The organism is Streptomyces sp. NPDC045846, assembly GCF_056431605.1.
Genome location: NZ_JBWKKJ010000029.1, coordinates 23,927 through 40,281 on the forward strand (window position 1 = coordinate 23,927; position 16,355 = coordinate 40,281).

18 protein-coding genes are annotated in these 16,355 nt (G+C 73.2%); 11 read left to right on the forward strand and 7 right to left on the reverse strand.

From position 1 onward, the window contains the following. Nucleotides 1-272: 272 nt before the first annotated feature. Entirely contained in the window at nucleotides 273-1,295 is a 1,023-nt protein-coding gene (locus AC07F3_RS40270) for a transaldolase family protein (RefSeq protein ID WP_479119929.1), read from the reverse strand. 304 nt (nucleotides 1,296-1,599) lie between these two features. Here AC07F3_RS40270 and AC07F3_RS40275 point away from each other — a divergent pair, with 304 nt between their 5' ends. From AC07F3_RS40275 to AC07F3_RS40300, 6 genes are all read left to right on the forward strand, one after another. Then, nucleotides 1,600-2,463, forward strand: a complete 864-nt coding sequence (locus tag AC07F3_RS40275; protein WP_479119930.1) for an alpha/beta fold hydrolase — start codon at nucleotides 1,600-1,602, stop codon at nucleotides 2,461-2,463. After that, on the forward strand, nucleotides 2,460-3,752 hold the full coding sequence (locus tag AC07F3_RS40280) for an NAD(P)/FAD-dependent oxidoreductase (protein ID WP_479119931.1): 1,293 nt from the start codon (nucleotides 2,460-2,462) through the stop codon (nucleotides 3,750-3,752). The genes AC07F3_RS40275 and AC07F3_RS40280 overlap by 4 nt, the downstream gene beginning before the upstream one ends. A gap of 46 nt (nucleotides 3,753-3,798) precedes the next feature. Then, nucleotides 3,799-4,071, forward strand: a complete 273-nt coding sequence (locus tag AC07F3_RS40285; RefSeq protein WP_479119932.1) for an acyl carrier protein — start codon at nucleotides 3,799-3,801, stop codon at nucleotides 4,069-4,071. Beyond that, nucleotides 4,064-5,308: a beta-ketoacyl-[acyl-carrier-protein] synthase family protein gene (locus tag AC07F3_RS40290; protein ID WP_479119933.1), complete on the forward strand. Its 1,245-nt coding sequence runs from the start codon at nucleotides 4,064-4,066 to the stop codon at nucleotides 5,306-5,308. Before AC07F3_RS40285 ends, AC07F3_RS40290 begins: the two co-directional genes overlap by 8 nt. Beyond that, a complete protein-coding gene (locus AC07F3_RS40295; protein WP_479119934.1) occupies nucleotides 5,305-6,432 on the forward strand; it encodes a beta-ketoacyl synthase N-terminal-like domain-containing protein in 1,128 nt (375 codons plus the stop codon). Before AC07F3_RS40290 ends, AC07F3_RS40295 begins: the two co-directional genes overlap by 4 nt. Before the next feature lie 120 nt (nucleotides 6,433-6,552). Further along, a complete protein-coding gene (locus tag AC07F3_RS40300) occupies nucleotides 6,553-7,173 on the forward strand; it encodes an RNA polymerase sigma factor (RefSeq protein WP_479119936.1) in 621 nt (206 codons plus the stop codon). 257 nt (nucleotides 7,174-7,430) lie between these two features. Here the strand turns inward: AC07F3_RS40300 and AC07F3_RS40305 are convergent, their stop codons facing one another. From AC07F3_RS40305 to fabG, 3 genes are all read right to left on the reverse strand, one after another. Beyond that, on the reverse strand, nucleotides 7,431-7,610 hold the full coding sequence (locus AC07F3_RS40305) for a hypothetical protein (RefSeq protein ID WP_479119937.1): 180 nt from the start codon (nucleotides 7,608-7,610) through the stop codon (nucleotides 7,431-7,433). Between the two features lie 86 nt (nucleotides 7,611-7,696). After that, nucleotides 7,697-8,446 (reverse strand): 4'-phosphopantetheinyl transferase family protein, encoded by a 750-nt coding sequence (locus tag AC07F3_RS40310; RefSeq protein WP_479119938.1) that lies wholly within the window; start codon nucleotides 8,444-8,446, stop codon nucleotides 7,697-7,699. Then, nucleotides 8,443-9,189 (reverse strand): 3-oxoacyl-[acyl-carrier-protein] reductase, encoded by a 747-nt coding sequence (gene fabG, locus AC07F3_RS40315; protein ID WP_479119939.1) that lies wholly within the window; start codon nucleotides 9,187-9,189, stop codon nucleotides 8,443-8,445. Before fabG ends, AC07F3_RS40310 begins: the two co-directional genes overlap by 4 nt. A 146-nt stretch (nucleotides 9,190-9,335) precedes the next feature. On the opposite strand from fabG, the gene AC07F3_RS40320 reads away from it, so the two are divergent. Then, nucleotides 9,336-9,917, forward strand: a complete 582-nt coding sequence (locus AC07F3_RS40320) for a nuclear transport factor 2 family protein (protein WP_479119940.1) — start codon at nucleotides 9,336-9,338, stop codon at nucleotides 9,915-9,917. Between the two features lie 66 nt (nucleotides 9,918-9,983). On the opposite strand, the gene AC07F3_RS40325 is transcribed toward AC07F3_RS40320, so the two are convergent. The 3 genes from AC07F3_RS40325 to AC07F3_RS40335 form a co-directional block, all read right to left on the reverse strand. Then, nucleotides 9,984-11,417 (reverse strand): DHA2 family efflux MFS transporter permease subunit, encoded by a 1,434-nt coding sequence (locus tag AC07F3_RS40325; RefSeq protein ID WP_479119941.1) that lies wholly within the window; start codon nucleotides 11,415-11,417, stop codon nucleotides 9,984-9,986. Between the two features lie 34 nt (nucleotides 11,418-11,451). Further along, nucleotides 11,452-11,940, reverse strand: coding sequence for an ester cyclase (locus AC07F3_RS40330; protein WP_479119942.1), 489 nt, complete (start codon nucleotides 11,938-11,940; stop codon nucleotides 11,452-11,454). A gap of 73 nt (nucleotides 11,941-12,013) precedes the next feature. Continuing rightward, nucleotides 12,014-13,042 (reverse strand): ketoacyl-ACP synthase III family protein, encoded by a 1,029-nt coding sequence (locus AC07F3_RS40335; RefSeq protein WP_479119944.1) that lies wholly within the window; start codon nucleotides 13,040-13,042, stop codon nucleotides 12,014-12,016. Nucleotides 13,043-13,392: 350 nt separating this feature from the next. On the opposite strand from AC07F3_RS40335, the gene AC07F3_RS40340 reads away from it, so the two are divergent. Genes AC07F3_RS40340 through AC07F3_RS40355 form a run of 4 tightly spaced genes read left to right on the forward strand, consistent with a single transcriptional unit; the run spans nucleotide 13,393 to nucleotide 15,942 of the window. Beyond that, nucleotides 13,393-13,923, forward strand: a complete 531-nt coding sequence (locus tag AC07F3_RS40340; protein ID WP_479119945.1) for an ester cyclase — start codon at nucleotides 13,393-13,395, stop codon at nucleotides 13,921-13,923. Then, complete coding sequence (locus AC07F3_RS40345) at nucleotides 13,920-15,497, forward strand: acyl-CoA carboxylase subunit beta (protein WP_479119946.1); 1,578 nt, start codon at nucleotides 13,920-13,922, stop codon at nucleotides 15,495-15,497. Before AC07F3_RS40340 ends, AC07F3_RS40345 begins: the two co-directional genes overlap by 4 nt. Nucleotides 15,498-15,541: 44 nt before the next feature. Continuing rightward, nucleotides 15,542-15,712, forward strand: coding sequence for a hypothetical protein (locus AC07F3_RS40350; RefSeq protein WP_479119948.1), 171 nt, complete (start codon nucleotides 15,542-15,544; stop codon nucleotides 15,710-15,712). A gap of 41 nt (nucleotides 15,713-15,753) precedes the next feature. Further along, complete coding sequence (locus tag AC07F3_RS40355) at nucleotides 15,754-15,942, forward strand: acyl-CoA carboxylase subunit epsilon (RefSeq protein WP_479119949.1); 189 nt, start codon at nucleotides 15,754-15,756, stop codon at nucleotides 15,940-15,942. Nucleotides 15,943-16,355: the final 413 nt, after the last annotated feature.

Genomic DNA, 16,355 nt, shown 5'->3' on the forward strand with positions numbered 1-16,355 from the left:
GGATTCGCACGGGCTCCGCCCCGGAGGCGGAGTCCGAGGCGACCGCGATCCAGGCCGCACTCTCCGCACGGACCCGGTGAGTGGACCTTTTCCGCGTGCGTCCGTCGGGGAACTGTCCGGACGGCGAGGAGCGTCGAGCGAAGGGCTCCCCTGCGCTGAAGGGCGTTCTTGCACAGGGCGCCTTCTCGGGTCGGTGTCGAGGGCCCGTCCAGGCGCCCTCGCCGACGGGCGCCAACTCCCTTACCTGAAGGCGCCGTTCGAGCCCGATGGGCTCATGCTCCGGGCGCCTCCCCGGGGCCGGTCAGCGCGCGCAGAGAGCGCAGGGCGTCGGCGTCGCGGGCCGCCAGGCGGCTGTCGAAGCCCGCCGCGGCGGCCTCCGCCCGGCCCACGTCCCGTGCCGAGTACGCCCCGCCGAGCGTGTCACCGACGAGCGGTACGTCCCCGATGCCGGTGCGCAGCAGCGCGGCCTCGGGGGCGCTGATCGTGTTCCACGCGACGTACCGGGCGACCTGCTCGGGCTCCGTCAGCTCCGTCCACATCAGCCGCTGCGGCTGGGCACCGCGGCGCGCGAGCGCCGCCCAGTCCGCCTCGCCGAGCCGCTCCTCGTACGTCCGGTAGAGCCGCCGCGCCAGGGCCTGGGCGGCCTCGTGCTGTCCGGCCCGCTCCCACCAGCCGACCGGGACCGAGGCCACCGAGGCGAGCCCGGACAGGTCGAGGCCCGCGGCCGATGCGCGGTGCAGGCCGTGGATCCAGGCGTCCAGCACGTCCCGGTAGCGGCCCTGCGAGGTGACTCCCGCCACCTGCACGCCGACCCCGGCTGCCAGGCAGTCCTCGATGAGCGAGATGCCCGCACCTGTCCCGGCGTTCACCCTGACCAGCAGTCCGGGGCGGGCCACGGCCCGCCGCAGCCTCTGTGCCGCGCCGCTGTCCGCCTCGGGCAGGTCCACGCCGACCAGGCCCTCGCGCCCCTCGCTCGCCTTGAACACGTCCGCCAGGACATCGCAGGCCCAGCGGGCGTCGTAGGCGCGCAGCGCGGCCAGCGCCGCGTCTCCGGTGACCCCGCGGCGGGCCAGCTGGTCGAGCTGCTCGCGGTAGGGGGAGTCGTGGCGCGCCGCGGCCCGGGCCAGCGCGCTCACCTCGATGGTTGCGCCGGCCGCCAGGCCCTGGGTGACCCAGCGGGCGAACGCGCCGTCGGCCAGGGCTCCGCGATCGAGGCCCGCCGCCCACAACGCGACGCCCTCCGCCGCCAGTTGCGGGGCAAAGCGACGACTGTCCATCGCATGGAACTCGTTCATGTCGAAAGCGTAGGAGTGCGCGGCCCACGTGTCGCCCCGTGGCATACGACTCCGTCATCTCTCCTGTGAGCCCCGGCACGCGCCGGGCCCGGCGCGGCCGACGGTGTGTGCCGCCAACCACCCGGCGGGGGGAACGGGTGGCCGGACCACCTCCCCGGGGGAGCCCCCGCTGGGCGACGGTAAGGGCATCAAGGTGGCGGGCCGGTAGGGCCCGAACCCTGCTGACCTCCGTCTTCACGAGTCCGAGGAGTGATCGGGCGTGCCTGTAACGCGTCGTGCTTCCCCCCGTTCCAGCGCCTGGACGTTGTCGACAGACCACCATGTCGGCGGCGAGGTGCTGCGGGCATGGGAGCGGCCGGGAAGCCCGAAGGGCGCCCCCCGCATCGTGCTCGCGCACGGTTTCGAGGAGAACTGGGACACCTGGCTGCCGCTGGCCGAGCACCTTCCGCAGGAGCTGCGCCTCACCGCCCTGGACCTGCCCTGGCGGGCCGGCTCCAGCTACGCCTGGGCCGAGCACGGCAGCTCGACCGTCTGGCTGGAGCGGGCGCTCGACCGGCTGGGCAGGCCGCCCGCGGCGGTCGTGGCCCACTCCTTCGGGGCCAGCTCGCTGCTCGAACTGCTCACCAGAAGTGCGCCGTCCGCTCAGGTGCCCGCCGTCCTGGTGGCCCCCGTGTACCGGCCGCACGACCGGGCCGTCGACGCGAACTTCTTCACGGACGCGGTGCTCCGCTTCCGTGGCGTGCTCGCCGAGGGCATGGCCGTACAACTCGGTCCGCGCGCCCCGCACGTCGACGCGGGCCTGCGCGCACTGATGGAGAAGAAGATCCGGGACCGGGTCGAACCGCACGGCTTCCTGCAGCTGTACGCGATGCTCGCCCGCTCGCCCGGCCTGGCCCTGGAGCGGGTCTCGGTCCCGGTGCACGTGATCAGCGGCATCGACGACCCGTCGGCGCCGCCCACTGCGATCGACCGACTGCGTTCGGGACTGGGGGATTTGACGGTGTATCAGGAACTGGGGCTGGGGCACTTCTGCCAGGTGCAGCGGGCCCCGAAGGTCGCCGCGGAGGTGCTCGCCTTCCTCGGCGAGCTCGGCATCGGCGGCTTCGCCACCGCCACACTGGGCCGCCCGGCCGACGGCATCCGTCTCCAGGAGGCGATGAGCGCATGAGCACCGCCGAGTACGACGTCGTCATCAGCGGAGCAAGCGTCGCCGGCTGTGCCGCGGCCATCCTGCTCGCCCGCCGGGGCGCCCGCGTCGCCCTGCTCGAACGCCGCTCCGACCCGGCCGCGTACAAGGTGCTCTGCACGCACTATCTGCAGCCCTGCGCCCTGCCGGTGCTCCAGGAGCTCGACCTGGTCGAGGCGCTCGAAGAGGCGGGCGCGGTGCGCAACGAGGCGCGCTGGTACACCCGGTGGGGCTGGATCGAACCACGGCCCGGGCCCGACGGGGAGCCGCTGCCCTACGCCTACAACGTGCGCCGCCAGACCCTGGACCGGATCGTGCGGGAGCGGGCCGCGGCCACGCCCGGCGTCGACCTGCTGCTCGGCCACACCGTGGTCGGTCTGCTGCGGGACGGCGGCCGCACCACGGGCGTGAAGGTCGACGGCAAGGAGGGGCCGTACGAGCTGCGGGCCCGGGTCGTCGTCGGCGCCGACGGCAAGGACTCCGTCACTGCCCGTCTGGCCGGCGTACCCGTCAAGACCTACGCCAACGAGCGCTTCAGCTACTTCGCCCACTTCGAGAACCTGGAACTGGTCGGCGGCATCACCCAGTCCTGGTTCCTGGAACCGGACACGGCCTACGCCATGCCCAACGACGGCGGCGTGACCGTGGTCGCCGTCATCCCCTCCAAGGAACGGCTGCCCGAGTTCCGCGCGGACCTGGAGGGGGCCTACCTCGACTTCGTACGCGCCCTGCCCGAGGCGCCCGCCATCGACCGGGCCACCCGCGTATCGAAGATCATCGGCACGCTCAACTACCCCCTGATGTCCCGCCGTCCCGCCTCCCCGGGCCTCGCCCTCATCGGCGACGCGGCCCTCACCAGCGACCCGCTGTGGGGCGTCGGCTGCGGCTGGGCGCTCCAGTCGGCGTCCTGGCTGGCCGACGTGCTCGCCCCCGTACTGGCCGCCGCCGGCACCGCGGACGAGATCGACAAGGCCCTCGCCGGATACGGGCGGCGACACCGCGGCGCCCTGCGCGGGCACCAGCACCTGATCGCCGACTACGCCAAGGGACGCCCCTTCAACGCCTTCGAACGCCTCATGTTCTCCGCCGCCGCCCGCGACGACGCGATGGCCCGGCACATGCACCTGTTCGCCTCACGGCTCGTGGGACCGCTGCGCTTCTTGAACCCCGGCGCGCTGCTGCGGGCGCTGTGGGTGAACCTCACGCACCGCCCCGCCCGAGCCGTGGCCGTCCCGTCCGAGGAAAGCCCGCGGTTCCGTGCCGTCGCCTGAGCCGGCCCACCGAGCCCTTCAGCACACTTCACCGAGAGGATCCGACATGACCACGCCCACCACCATCACCCGCACCGAGGCCGAGCAGATCCGCGAGATCATCATCGAGGTCCTCGAACTCGAAGAGGGCGAACTGACCGACACCAGCCACTTCGTCGACGACCACGACGCGGACTCGCTCCTGGCCATCGAGATCCTGGCCCGCATAGAGCGGGACCTCGGCGTGATCATCCCGCAGGACGACCTGGCCGAGCTGACCACCCTGCAGAACGTCTACACCGTCGTGGCCCGCAACAAGGTCGGCGGCGGCGATGCCTGAACCGACATCCCACCAGACCCGGCCGGCGGACCAGCGGGTCGTCGTCACCGGCCTCGGCGCGGTCAGCAGCGCCGGACTCGGCGCCACCGAGTTCACCGCATCCGTCCGCGCCGGCCGGCGCAGCACCTCACCGATCCGCTCCTTCGACACCACCGGGTTCCCCTACGTCCACGCGGGGGAGGTGCACGACTTCGAACCCGGCCAGTGGCTGCGCCGAATCGACCCCGAACACTGGGGCCGCAGCGCCCAGTTCGCCGCGTCGGCCGCCCGGATGGCCGTCGACGACGCCGGACTGACGGCGGACCAGGTCGCCTCCGCGCGAGCGGGCTCGGTGATGGGCACCACCAGCGGCGAATCCGCGGTCATCGAACAGCTCGTGGGCGAATGGGTCACCGACGACCTCAAATCGCTGTCGGCGCACCTGGTCGCCGCAGCCCCGGCACAGCGCATCGCCGCGGCCGTCAACACCGAACTCGGCCTGACCGGCGAGGCGTTGACGCTCGCCACCGCCTGCTCGGCCAGCAACTACGCCCTGGGCTACGCCTTCGACCAGGTCGCCTCCGGCGAAGCCGAGTACATGCTGGCCGGTGGCGCCGACTCGGTGAACCGCTGGGCGCACGCCGGCTTCTACCGGCTCGGCGCCCTCGCCGAGGAGATCCCGCGGCCCTTCGACGCGGACCGCGCCGGGATCCTCACCGCCGAGGGCGGTGTGGCCCTGCTCCTGGAGCGCTACGACCACGCCGTGGCCCGCGGCGCCCGGATCTACGCGGAGATGCTCGGATACGGGGTCAACTGCGACGCCGACCACATGGTGCACCCCGACTCGACGAGCATCGCGGCCTGCATCAGGGCCGCCCACCGCAGCGCGGGCGTCACCCCCGACGAGATCGACTACATCTGCGCCCACGGCACCGGCACCCGCACCAACGACGCCACCGAAGTCGCCGCCGTGCGCGAGGTGGTCGGCGACCGGCTGCCGCCGATCAGCTCCCTCAAGTCGATGATCGGGCACACGATGGGCGCGGCCAGCGGATTCGGCGCGCTGATCTGCTGCAAGGCGGTGCACGAGGGGTTCCTGCCGCCCACCGCCAACCTGGAGCAGGTCGACCCCGCCCTCGGCCCGGGCGTGGACCCGGTGCCGGGCAAGGCCCGACCCGCCGCCCCCCGCGTGGTCCAGAACCACGGCTTCGCCTTCGGCGGCAACAACGCCATCACCATCTTCGGGAGGGTCGAATGAGCACGGCCATGGCCCTCGGGACGACCCCGCTCGCCATCACCGCCGCCGGTGTCGTCACTCCGGCCGGGCTCGGCCTGGACCGGCTCGCCGCCGCCCTCGCCGAAGGCCGGGGCGTACCCGCGGACGCGTCGACCGTCGCCGGGGAATCGCTTCCGCCCCGCCCGGTCCAGATCGTCCCCGAGCTACCCGTGGAGGAACTCCTGGGCCGCAAGGGGAACCGGCAGCTCGACCGCACCACCAAGCTGGCGCTGATCGCCACCCGTCTCGCCCTCGACGTCGCCGAGGCCCGCGGGACGGGCCCGGCCACCACCGCGCACAGCGGCGTCGTCCTGGGCACCAGCACCGGCAGCATCCGCAGTTCGAGCGAGTACTCCCGGGAGACCCTGGAGCGGGAGAAGCCCTACCTGGTGAACCCGATCCTGTTCCCGAACACCGTGATGAACTGCGCGGCCGGACAGATCGCCATCCGCAACGGCCTGCACGGCGTCAACGCCACCCTGGCCGGCGGGCACCTGTCAGGACTGCAGGCCGTCCGCTACGCCCGCAACGCGCTGCGCCAGGGCCACGCGGACCGCCTCCTCGTCGGCGGCGTCGAGGAGCTCTGCGCGCAGAGCGCCTGGGGCTGGCACCGCTCCGGCGCGCTGACGCCGGACGCGGCGGTCGGCGAGGCGGCCGCCATGCTCCTGGTCGAGCCGCTGCACGCGGTCCGCGAGGAGGACCGGCTCGCCCAGATCCTGGCCTGCGAGGTCGCCTTCGGCCCCCAGGCCGGACGCGAGACCGGCGGCCTGGCCGCCGCCCTGTCCCGGGTGATCGGCGAAGCCCTGGAGCGCAGCGGCGTACGGCCCGGGGAAGTGGACGTCGTCTCGCTCGGCGCGAGCGGCCAGGTGGGCGTGGAGCGCGTCGAGGAACGCGGCGTCCGCGCCGCCCTCGGGGGCGCGCTCCCGCCGCAGGCCCTGCGCGTCAAGCGCGCCCTGGGCGAGTGCTTCAGCGCCGGAGGAGCGATCCAGATCGCCGCCGTGCTCGCGCGATGGCAGAGCGAGGGCGCCGCCGCCGAAGGTCGGCACGCGCTGGTCACCTCGGTCTGCGCCGACGGGTCCGTGGGCTGCCTGGTCCTGCGCCGCTGAACGGGGCGGGCCCTGGGCGGACGCAAACCCCCCCGTCCGCCCAGGGCCCCCCTACCCCGCCGGAGGAACCGAAGTGACCCAACCACGACAGACAACCACCCCAGGAAGGAGGCGAGCCCCATGACGCCCCCGGTGCAGGCGCTCCCACGCGTCAAGGAGACGGATGCCGTCGCGGACACCGCGACCCTGGTACGTCACTGCCTGGAGGGTGCGCAGCCCGCCTGGCGGGCCCTGGTCGAGCGGTACTCCCCGCTGGTGTGGAAGATCGCCCGGTCCCACCGGCTCGGCAGCCAGGACTGCGAAGAGGTCTACCAGCTCACCTGGCTGAGGGTGTATCAGCACCTGGCCAAGGTCCGCGAACCGCACCGCTTCGCGGACTGGCTGACGACCTGCGCCCGCCGCGAGAGCCTCAAGCAACTGGCCCGCGAGGGCCGTTACCTTCCGGTCGGCGACAGCGCCAAGTTCGAACGCCCCTCGACCGACGCCGACGACGCCCCCGATCACCAGCTGCTCCATCACGAGCGCCGCGCCGAGGTCCTGTGCGCGCTGCGCCGCCTGCCCGCCCGAGACCAGGCGCTGCTGGCCCTGATCAGCGCGGACCCGGCCCCCGGCTACGACGAGATCAGCCGCACGCTCGGCGTCGCCCGCGGTTCGGTGGGCCCCCTGCGAGGCCGCGCGCTGCGCCGCCTGGCGGAGGAACTCGCCGCACTGCGCGCGGCCCGCCCCGGCGACGAGGCGTAACAGGCCGCCCCGGGCGGTGAGCCCGTCGTGGGGCGGCTCCGCTCCAACGGCCCGGCCCGCCCAGGCAATCGCCCCGGGCCTCGGCCCTCCGGCGTCGCCGCCACGCTCCGCCGTCGTCCAGGTGAGCCGCCCGCCCGTACGCGGGTGAGGCGGCCCGCACAGTCGGCCCCACCCCGGCCCGGCGCGCCCTCCGCGCCCGGGCCATTGGCCGATGCGGCGGACCGGGCACGGAGGCGGCGGTCGCAAGCAGCCTCAACTCAAGCCCCGGGCAAGGGAGTCGGGTCGTCCGGATCGGCCAGGTCCGCCGCGCGGCCGCGGTCGGCACCCCGCCGGACGGCGCCCGGCGCCGGCCAGGACGCGACCTCGTGGACCAGCGCGGCCGAGGGCTCGTCCGCCCGGGCCTCGCGCAGCCATGCCACCAACGTCTCCTCGTCCATGGAACTGCCTCCTCGGCCAAGGCGGGCCGGTACGGTGCGGGCCATCACGCACCGTACCGGCCCGCGTCCTTGTTCGGGTTCGAACGTCACGCGAGCGTACTGAACAGCGGCAGCACCCGGCCGCGCAGCCGGGGCCGATCGCCCGGGTAGGAGGCCGCGGCCACGTACCCGGTGGGGACGTTCACGTCCACCAGGCGCCAGCCGCCGTCCCCTTCGGAGACCGCGCCCGGGCGGCCCGGGCGGGCGCCGAGCCCCACCCGGACCCCGTCGACACCGTGCGCGATGCCGATGCCGATGCCCTTGAGGTACGCCTCCTTGCGCACCCAGCAGCGCAGGAACGCGGCGGCTCGTTCGCCCGGCGGCAGCGCCGCCAGATCGGCCTGCTCCTGCGGGTGCAGATAGCCGGCCAGCCGGTCCTCCGCGCCCGCCCGGACCGGCGAGACCTCCAGGTCGATGCCCACCGGCCGGGACGCGAAGGCGTAGAGCACGCCCTGGCCGGAGTGCGACATGGAGAAGTGCAGTGTGCCGTCCTCCGCATAGGGCTTGCCGTGCGCGTCGCCGCAGCGGCCGCAGGCGGCCCGGTGCAGGGCGACGCTCGCCGGGGCGGCGTCCAGGTAGTGCGACAGCAGCAGGCGCAGCCCGGCATGGGCGGAGACGAACCGGTGGCGCCGGTCGGGCTGGCGCAGCCGTGCGGCCCGCCGCTGTTGCAGCGGGTCGAGGAGATCCCGCGCCCACGCGCGGGTGGCCCGGACGGCCGCGGTGTCCTGTCGGGGCGGTACGGCCATCCACCACACGTCGAGGCCGTCCGGCGGCAGCCGGCCCGTCGACAGGCTCACAGGGCGACGCCGCCGTCCACCTGAAACACCTGCCCGGTGATGTAGGCGGCCCGCTCGGACACCAGGAACGCGGTCAGGTCCGCCACTTCGTCGGCCGTGCCGAAGCGCCGCATCGGCACGATGCCCAGGGCCTCCTTGCGCGCCCGGTCGGACAGCTGGTCCGTCATGTCGGTGTCGATGAAGCCGGGTGCCACCACGTTGACGCGGATGCCGTAGCGGGCCATCTCCTTGGCGAAGGTGCGGCTCAGGCCGTGCACTCCCGCCTTGGAGGCCGCGTAGTTGGCCTGGGTGGCATGCCCGTACACACCGGCGACGGACGAGATGTTGACGACCGTGCCGGAGCGGCGTTTGAGCATGGGGAAGCCCACCGCCCGGCAGAAGTTGAAGGTGCCGGTCAGGTTGGTGTCGATGACGGAGTGCCAGTCCGCCACCGGCATCATCACCAGGGCGTTGTCCTTGACGATCCCGGCCGAGTTCACGAGCGCGGCCACGGGGCCGAGTTCTTCCTCGACCCGCTTGACGAAGGTGTCCACCGCCTGGTGATCGGCGACGTCGCAGGCGTCGAAGAAGACCCGGGCCCCCTGGCCGCGGATCAGGTCGGCGGTCTCCCGCGCGGCCGCCGACTCGCCGCGCGCGCAGAACCCGATGTCATAGCCGTCGGCGGCGAGTCGTACGGCGACGGCGCGCCCTATGCCGCGACTGCCGCCGGTGACGATCGCCACGCGGCGTATCGGATCGGTCATGCCTGCTCCTCGGGTCGATGGTGTGCCAACACCCCTACAGATCCCGCCCCGTACGCGCTGGATACCTTCGCCGGGCCCTGTACCTGCCGTGGAACCCGGGCGATCTGTAGCGGAGCGAGGCAAGGACCGTCTCCGAGGAGGAAACGATGGACGACGCGTGGCGCCCCCGGTTCGAGGAGAGCAGCGGGAGCGGCAGGGCGCGGGGCGACGGGGGCACCGACGTCTGGGAGCGCTGGATCGAGCTGTGGAACGGCGACTTCACCGCGGCCGCGGACCTGATCAGTGAGGAACTGCACAGCCGGTTGCCGACGGTGGGCATGCCGGCGGGCGGCACGATCACGGACGGGGCCGCGCTCGCCTCGTGGATCGTGTCGTTCCGGACCACCTTCCGCGCGGCGCGCTTCACCACCGTGCTGGGGCCGTTCGCCGTGCGGGACGCCGACGGCCGCCGGTACCTGACCGGCCGCTGGCGCTGCGAGGCGACGTGGGCCGGCGGCGCCCGCCCGCCGGGCGCACGGGCCGAGCCCGGGACACCGGTGCGCTACAGCGGCACCGATGTGCTCCGCTTCGACGCCGACGACAGGATCGACGGGTACTGGCTCTCCGACGACCTCCTGGACGTGTACGCCCAGCTGGGTGTCAGCCTGCCCCGGCCGTCGGTCGCTACGGCGGACATGCCGGGAACCCAGTCAACTCGCCTGTCCGATCCGGGAGTTGAGATGCCCTAGCCCTGCGGGTAACGCGCCGGGCCCCGCACCTGGAAGGTGCGGGGCCCGTGGTCCGTGCGGCGGGGGTCAGCCGGTCTTGACGACCCGGCCGGGGCGGTCGGGGCGGAGGAACAGCGCCGCCAGCGAGGTGGCGGCGGCCGCCGCCGCGGTGAACCACCACCCGGCCCGGAAGGCGTCCAGGGCCGCCGTGCCGCCGCCGGGGGTGCCGATGACGACGATCAGCACGGACACGCCGAGGACGAAGCCGACCTGGCGCACCATGTTGTTCAGCCCGGACCCGGTGGCCACCGAGGCCGGCGGCAGCTGCCGGGCGCTCGCGCCCATCAGCGGGGCCAGCGAAAGCCCCATGCCGATCCGGGTGAGCAGCACGCCGGGCAGCATCCCCGCCACGTAGTTGGGGTGCACGGTGACCGCAACGGCCCACCAGGCGGCGCCGATCGCGATGATCCCCGAGCCGAACGCCACGGACCACACCTGGCCCACGCGTGCCGCCAGCTTGCCGGACAGGACCGACAGGACCGGCAGCAGCAGGTTGCCCGGGGCCATGGCGAGACCGGTCGCCAGGGCCGACCAGCCCCAGACGTTCTGGCACCACAGCGACACCGAGAGCACGGTGGCCGCGAAGCTCACGTAGTACAGGGCGGAGGCCACGTTGGCGATCGAGAAGTCGCGGATGCGCAGCAGCGCCAGATCGATCACCGGGCTCGCGTGCCGCGCCGAGCGCCGCAGCAGCACCGCGGTCAGCACCACCGCGCCGACCAGGCTGCCCACCACCCGCGCCGAGCCCCAGCCCCAGTCCGGGGCCTGCACGATGCCGAGCGAGAGCAGACCGATGGCCACGGCGAGCAGTACGGAGCCCAGCAGGTCGGGCATCGCCGCCCGCTGCTTGGCCGCCCCGCCGGTGCCCAGCACCTTCACGCCGAGGACCAGGGCGAGCACGCCGATCGGCAGGTTGACGATGAAGATCCAGGGCCACGAGACGTTGACCAGGACACCGCCGACGAGCGGCCCGGAGGCCGCGGCCGTACCGGCGGCCGTCGCCCATACCCGCATCGCGGCGGCGCGCTGCCCCGGCCCGTACGTGACCATCAGCAGCCCCATCGAGGTGGGGCCGAGTGCCGCCGCGCCCACCGACTGCAGGACGCGCGCGGCGATCAGGAAGTCCAGCGACGGGGCGACCGCGCAGAGCCCGGACGCCACCGTGAACAGGCCGAGCCCGGTGAGGAAGACGCGCTTCATGCCGTACCGGTCGGCGAAGCGCCCGGCGGGAATGAGGAGCGCCGCGAAGACGATCGCGTAGCCGTTGAGCACCCACGACAGGCGGGCGGCCGTGGCGCCCGCGAAGTCCGCGCTGATCGCGGGGAAGGCCACGTTGACGATGGTCAGGTCGAGGGTGGAGATGAGGATGCCGGCCGAGATCACACCGGCGGCCAGGGTCCTGCGCCGGTCCGGGCGGACCGGGGCGGCCACCGAGGGGGCGTCCACCTGTGCAGTGGTCATGATGAGCCTTTCAGGGGGAGGGTGCCGGTGATGGTCAGGACGGGAGCAGACCCAGCTGGGTCAGCAGGCCCAAGGTGTCCGCGACGGTCCAGTACTCGGTGAACCGGCCGTTCTCGACACGCAGGATGTTGATGCCGACGTGCTCGGTGCGGGTGCCCAGCGGTGCGGTGGCCCCCGGGGTGCCGCCGCGGTGCACGGCGGTGGCCCGGTAGCGTCCCGCGACCAGGTCGCCGTCGACGATGGGGCCGGGCTCGTCGGTGAAGTGCAGTTCGGCGAGGGCGGAGCGGGTCCCGGCGATCCAGGCGGTGAGTCCGTCCCGGTCGGTGATCGAGGCCGTGTCGGCGGTCGCCATCCGCCCGGCGAGGCTGGTGGCGTGGACGGTGAAGTCGTCGGCGATCACCTCGTGGGCGTGGGAGAGGTCCAACTCCCCGTTCCACAGGGCGTTCCAGGTGCGCCACATCTCGCGGACGCGCGCGGGATCCGTGGCCGTCGCGGCCGGGGTGGTACTCGGGTGCGTAGTCATGACGTCCTCAAGGGGCGGGAAAGGAAGGGATCTGCAAGCTGCTGGCGGGGTGTGGTGCAGCAACCGCGACGCCTCAGGACTCGGGGCGTCGCACGACGGCGCAGGACCAGGTGAAGCCGCCGCCGCCACTGAGGCTGAGCGCGAACTCGCCCGGCGCGAGCAGCTGTTGCTCGTTCAGGTCGGCGATGTTGGCTATGGCGTCGCCGCCGCCGAGATGCCCGGTGCGCTCGCCCAGGTGCAGCACCTCGGTCTTGAGCACGTCCTCCATGACCGGGCGGTAGAGCAGCCCGATGGTCTTGGGGCCGAGCCGGGACAGCAGGGCGCACCGGATGCGGGGGTCGTCCGGATACAACCCGGCGTCCTCCAGCGCGCCCAGCAGGGCCTCGCGTATCTTCGGCGGCCCTATCTCCGCGAAACGGGCCATCCCGCCCGCGGCCAGGAACGCCTTCTTGGCGCGCCGCGCGTCGATGGGCGTGGAGTGGGTGAGCGGGGCGTCCGCGAACGCGTCGCCGCCCCGGTACATGTACTCCAGCTCCGGTGCGGCCACGACACGGCTCGACACCAGACGCAGCCCCGGACCCGACTTCGTGAGGAGCAGGGCGGTCCCGGCGTCGCCGAACACCGCGTCGTAGTCGCTGCGCCAGCGGTCGAAGCCGGGCAGGCTCAGCCGGTCCCCGGTGGTCACCAGGGCGGTGCGCACCGAGGGGTCGCCCGCCATCTGGACGGCCGCCGTGTGCAGGGCCATGGCCCCGGCGTGGCACATCTGCTGGATGCCGACCGGGACGGCGCGGTCGGCACCGACCTGATCGGCGACGAAGTGCGCCGGCGACCAGAAGTCGTGGCCCTGGAAGTAGATCCAGCTGTGGATCAGCAGATCGACGTCGTGTGCGGGGACGCCCGCCTCGGCGAGGACGACCCGCGCGGCGCGCACCGCGAGCTGCGGCCCCGAAGCCTCCGTCGACACGGGGATCTCCACCGCTCCGCAGGCCGCGGCATCGGCCGCGCCGACCTCCTTGGCACGTACGGCGTCGGCGGCCGTGCGCCGCGTGGGCGGCAGCCACGCGTGCGCCGACCTTATGGTCAGGTCCGGTCCGAAACGCATGACTGTCCTCCCGTGGGTCCTCCGTAGCGCTGCACCCGAACAGAGCGGGGGGACCCGCCCCCACGTACACGACCCGGATGTGACGGCCGTCACATTGAAGGGTGGGGCGGGTCGGACACGGCGGGGGTGTATCTGCCGGGGCAGGCCGACGGTCTGTGGAGTCACGGCAGTCCATCAAGGGCTGCGACGCCGGGAAGTGAGGCCCCGTCGGGATCCGGCCCCGCCGGTCGCGAACGTCGGCCCGGCCAGAGCGAACCGGCGACCACGCCCCGCTCGGCAAGGCCCGGCCCGCACACGCACCTCGCGCCTCGCACCTCGCATCGATCCGAGCAGTTCAACGGGAGGACCGCATGACCGACGTACGACTCGATACGCCACCGGCCCCGGAGGCTGCGAACAGGAACAGGGAGCAGTCCCCACCCCCTGCGCCCCCGGACCATCTCGCGCTGTGGGAGCGCTGGATGGACCTGTGGAACGGCGACCGGTCGGCGGCCGACGACATCCTCGCCCCGAGCCTGCTGCTGCACCTGCCCGAGGTGGGAATGCCGCCCGCCGACAGCATTCGTACGCCGCGTCAGTTCGTCGACTGGATAGCGCTGTTCCGTGGTTCCTACCGCGCCGACGCGCGGATCGCCACCACGCTCGGCCCGTTCGCCGCGGACGGCCACGTCATCGGCCGCTGGATCTTCCGGGGCAGCTGGGAAGGCGGCCGCCCGGAGGGGGCCGACGCCCCGCCCGGCACCGAGGTCACCCTGCGCGGCGCCGACATCCTGCGCCTGGACGAGCACGGCCGCATCGCCGAGTACTGGCTCTCCGACGATCTCCTCGACGTCTACGCCCAGTTGGGCGCCGCCATCCCGGCCGCGGGACCGGTCCGGTGACCGCGCTCCAGGACCTTCCGCTCGCCACTGTGCGCGGCGGCGTCGCCGAGCTGCACGCGCTGCACGAGCTGGCGGCCGCCGGACCCAGCGAGCAGGCCACCCGCGCCCAGCACGACAAGGGCAAGCTGACGGCCCGCGAGCGCATCGAGATCCTGCTGGACGAGGGCTCGTTCACCGAGGTGGAGCCGCTGCGCCGGCACCGGGCCACCGGCTTCGGCCTGGAGCACAAGAAGCCCTACAGCGACGGAGTCGTCACCGGCTGGGGCACCGTGCACGGCCGCACGACCTTCGTGTACGCCCACGACTTCCGCATCTTCGGCGGCGCGCTGGGCGAGGCCCACGCCCAGAAGATCCACAAGATCATGGACATGGCCATCACGGCGGGGGCTCCACTGGTGTCCCTCAACGACGGCGCCGGTGCCCGCATCCAGGAAGGCGTGACCGCGCTCGCCGGGTACGGCGGCATCTTCCGCCGCAACACCCGCGCGTCCGGAGTGATCCCGCAGATCAGCGTGATGCTCGGGCCGTGCGCGGGCGGCGCCGCCTACAGCCCGGCGCTCACCGACTTCGTGTTCATGGTGCGCGAGACCTCGCAGATGTTCATCACAGGACCCGACGTGGTCAAGGCGGTCACCGGCGAGGAGATCAGCCAGAACGGACTCGGCGGCGCGGACGTCCACGCGCAGACCAGCGGCGTCGCCCACTTCGCGTACGACGACGAACACACCTGTCTGGAAGAGGTCCGCTTCCTGCTGTCGCTGCTGCCGCAGAACAACCAGGAACCCCCGCCGGTGGAGCACTCGGGCGACCCGGCGGACCGCCGCTGCGACGAGCTGCTCGACCTGGTGCCCGCCGACGGCAACCGCCCCTACGACATGCGCGCCGTGATCACCGAGATCGCCGACGACGGTCAGTTCATGGAGGTCCACGAACGCTGGGCGACCAACATCATCTGTGCGCTGACCCGCATCGACGGCCACACGGTGGGCGTGGTGGCCAACCAGCCGCAGTCCGTCGCCGGTGTCCTCGACATCCACGCCTCGGAGAAGGCCGCCAGGTTCGTCCGACTCTGCGACGCCTTCAACATCCCCCTGGTCACCCTCATCGACGTGCCGGGCTTCCTGCCGGGCGTGGACCAGGAGCACGGCGGCATCATCCGCCACGGCGCCAAGCTCCTGTACGCGTACTGCGACGCCACCGTGCCCAGGATCTCCCTGGTGCTCCGCAAGGCGTACGGCGGCGCCTACATCGTGATGGACTCCCGCAGCGTCGGAGCCGACCTCGCCTTCGCCTGGCCGACCAACGAGATCGCCGTGATGGGCGCGGAGGGCGCCGCCAACGTGATCTTCCGGCGGCAGATCGCCGCCGCCGACGACCCGGAGGCCACCCGGGCCGACCTGGTCAAGCAGTACCGCGACGAGCTGATGCACCCCTACTACGCCGCCGAACGCGGCCTGGTCGACGACGTCATCGACCCCGCGGCGACCCGCGACGTACTGGCCCGCTCCCTGCGCATGCTGCGCGCCAAGCCGACCGACCGCCCCGACCGCAAGCACGGAAACCCGCCGCAGTGACCGTGCGCGCAGCCCGAGCCCCTCACCGAAACGGGAGACCAGCCGTGAACACGACGCTCAACCACGACCTGCGCACCGCCCCGCACCCCGAGACCTCGGCCTCGTTCGTGCGAGTCACCGCCCGCCCCCTCGCACGCCCCACCGTCCGGGACATCCCCGAGCACCCCCACGCGGAGGACGAGGAGTACCCCCACATCATACGGAGCGTCAACTGACCAAGACCGCACGGGAGTTGCCGACAGAAAGGAGCTCGACCATGTCCCGCACACCGATCCGTGTCGTCAAAGGCGCACCCACCCCCGTCGAACTCGCCGCACTGACCGCCGTCCTGATGGCCCAGCACGCCGCCCGCACCGCGTGCGAGGAGGAACCACACCCGGCCGGCCCCCACCGCAGACCGACGCGCCACCACCCGTCCTACCGAAGCCCGGCGGGCTGGCGCTGACCTCCGCGCGGGGCGACGTACCGCGGACCGATGCGGCACGGGTTGGCCTGCCGCAGGGGGGTCGGCTGCTGCTGGCCTCCCTGTGGGGGGACGTACCGCGGATCGATGCGGCACTGGTCGTCCTGCCGCAACCTGGCCCGCTGGCGCTGGCCCCCTGGGCGACGTACCGCGGATCGACGCGCTCACTGGTCGTCGTACCGAAGCCCGGTCGCTCCCACCGCGGACGGGAGCGCCACCGGTCGTCCTACCGCAACCAGGCCGGTTGACGCTGACCTCGCGGCGGGCTGACCTGGGGCGACCGACGTGCCACCGGTCGTCCTGCCGCAGGGGGGTCGGCTGCTGCTGGCCTCCCTGTGGGGGGACGTACCGCGGATCGATGCGGCACTGGTCGTCCTGCCGCAACCTGGCCCGCT

Bases quoted from the DNA above. Each gene is read 5' to 3' on its own strand.
- AC07F3_RS40305 (WP_479119937.1), bottom strand. From the start codon at position 7,610: ATGGACGAGGAGACGTTGGTGGCATGGCTGCGCGAGGCCCGGGCGGAC.
- AC07F3_RS40355 (WP_479119949.1), top strand. From the start codon at position 15,754: ATGTCCCGCACACCGATCCGTGTCGTCAAAGGCGCACCCACCCCCGTC.
- AC07F3_RS40290 (WP_479119933.1), top strand. From the start codon at position 4,064: ATGCCTGAACCGACATCCCACCAGACCCGGCCGGCGGACCAGCGGGTC.
- AC07F3_RS40270 (WP_479119929.1), bottom strand. From the start codon at position 1,295: ATGAACGAGTTCCATGCGATGGACAGTCGTCGCTTTGCCCCGCAACTG.
- AC07F3_RS40285 (WP_479119932.1), top strand. From the start codon at position 3,799: ATGACCACGCCCACCACCATCACCCGCACCGAGGCCGAGCAGATCCGC.
- AC07F3_RS40340 (WP_479119945.1), top strand. From the start codon at position 13,393: ATGACCGACGTACGACTCGATACGCCACCGGCCCCGGAGGCTGCGAAC.
- AC07F3_RS40300 (WP_479119936.1), top strand. From the start codon at position 6,553: ATGACGCCCCCGGTGCAGGCGCTCCCACGCGTCAAGGAGACGGATGCC.
- AC07F3_RS40325 (WP_479119941.1), bottom strand. From the start codon at position 11,417: ATGACCACTGCACAGGTGGACGCCCCCTCGGTGGCCGCCCCGGTCCGC.
- AC07F3_RS40330 (WP_479119942.1), bottom strand. From the start codon at position 11,940: ATGACTACGCACCCGAGTACCACCCCGGCCGCGACGGCCACGGATCCC.
- fabG (WP_479119939.1), bottom strand. From the start codon at position 9,189: ATGACCGATCCGATACGCCGCGTGGCGATCGTCACCGGCGGCAGTCGC.
- AC07F3_RS40280 (WP_479119931.1), top strand. From the start codon at position 2,460: ATGAGCACCGCCGAGTACGACGTCGTCATCAGCGGAGCAAGCGTCGCC.
- AC07F3_RS40335 (WP_479119944.1), bottom strand. From the start codon at position 13,042: ATGCGTTTCGGACCGGACCTGACCATAAGGTCGGCGCACGCGTGGCTG.
- AC07F3_RS40295 (WP_479119934.1), top strand. From the start codon at position 5,305: ATGAGCACGGCCATGGCCCTCGGGACGACCCCGCTCGCCATCACCGCC.
- AC07F3_RS40320 (WP_479119940.1), top strand. From the start codon at position 9,336: ATGGACGACGCGTGGCGCCCCCGGTTCGAGGAGAGCAGCGGGAGCGGC.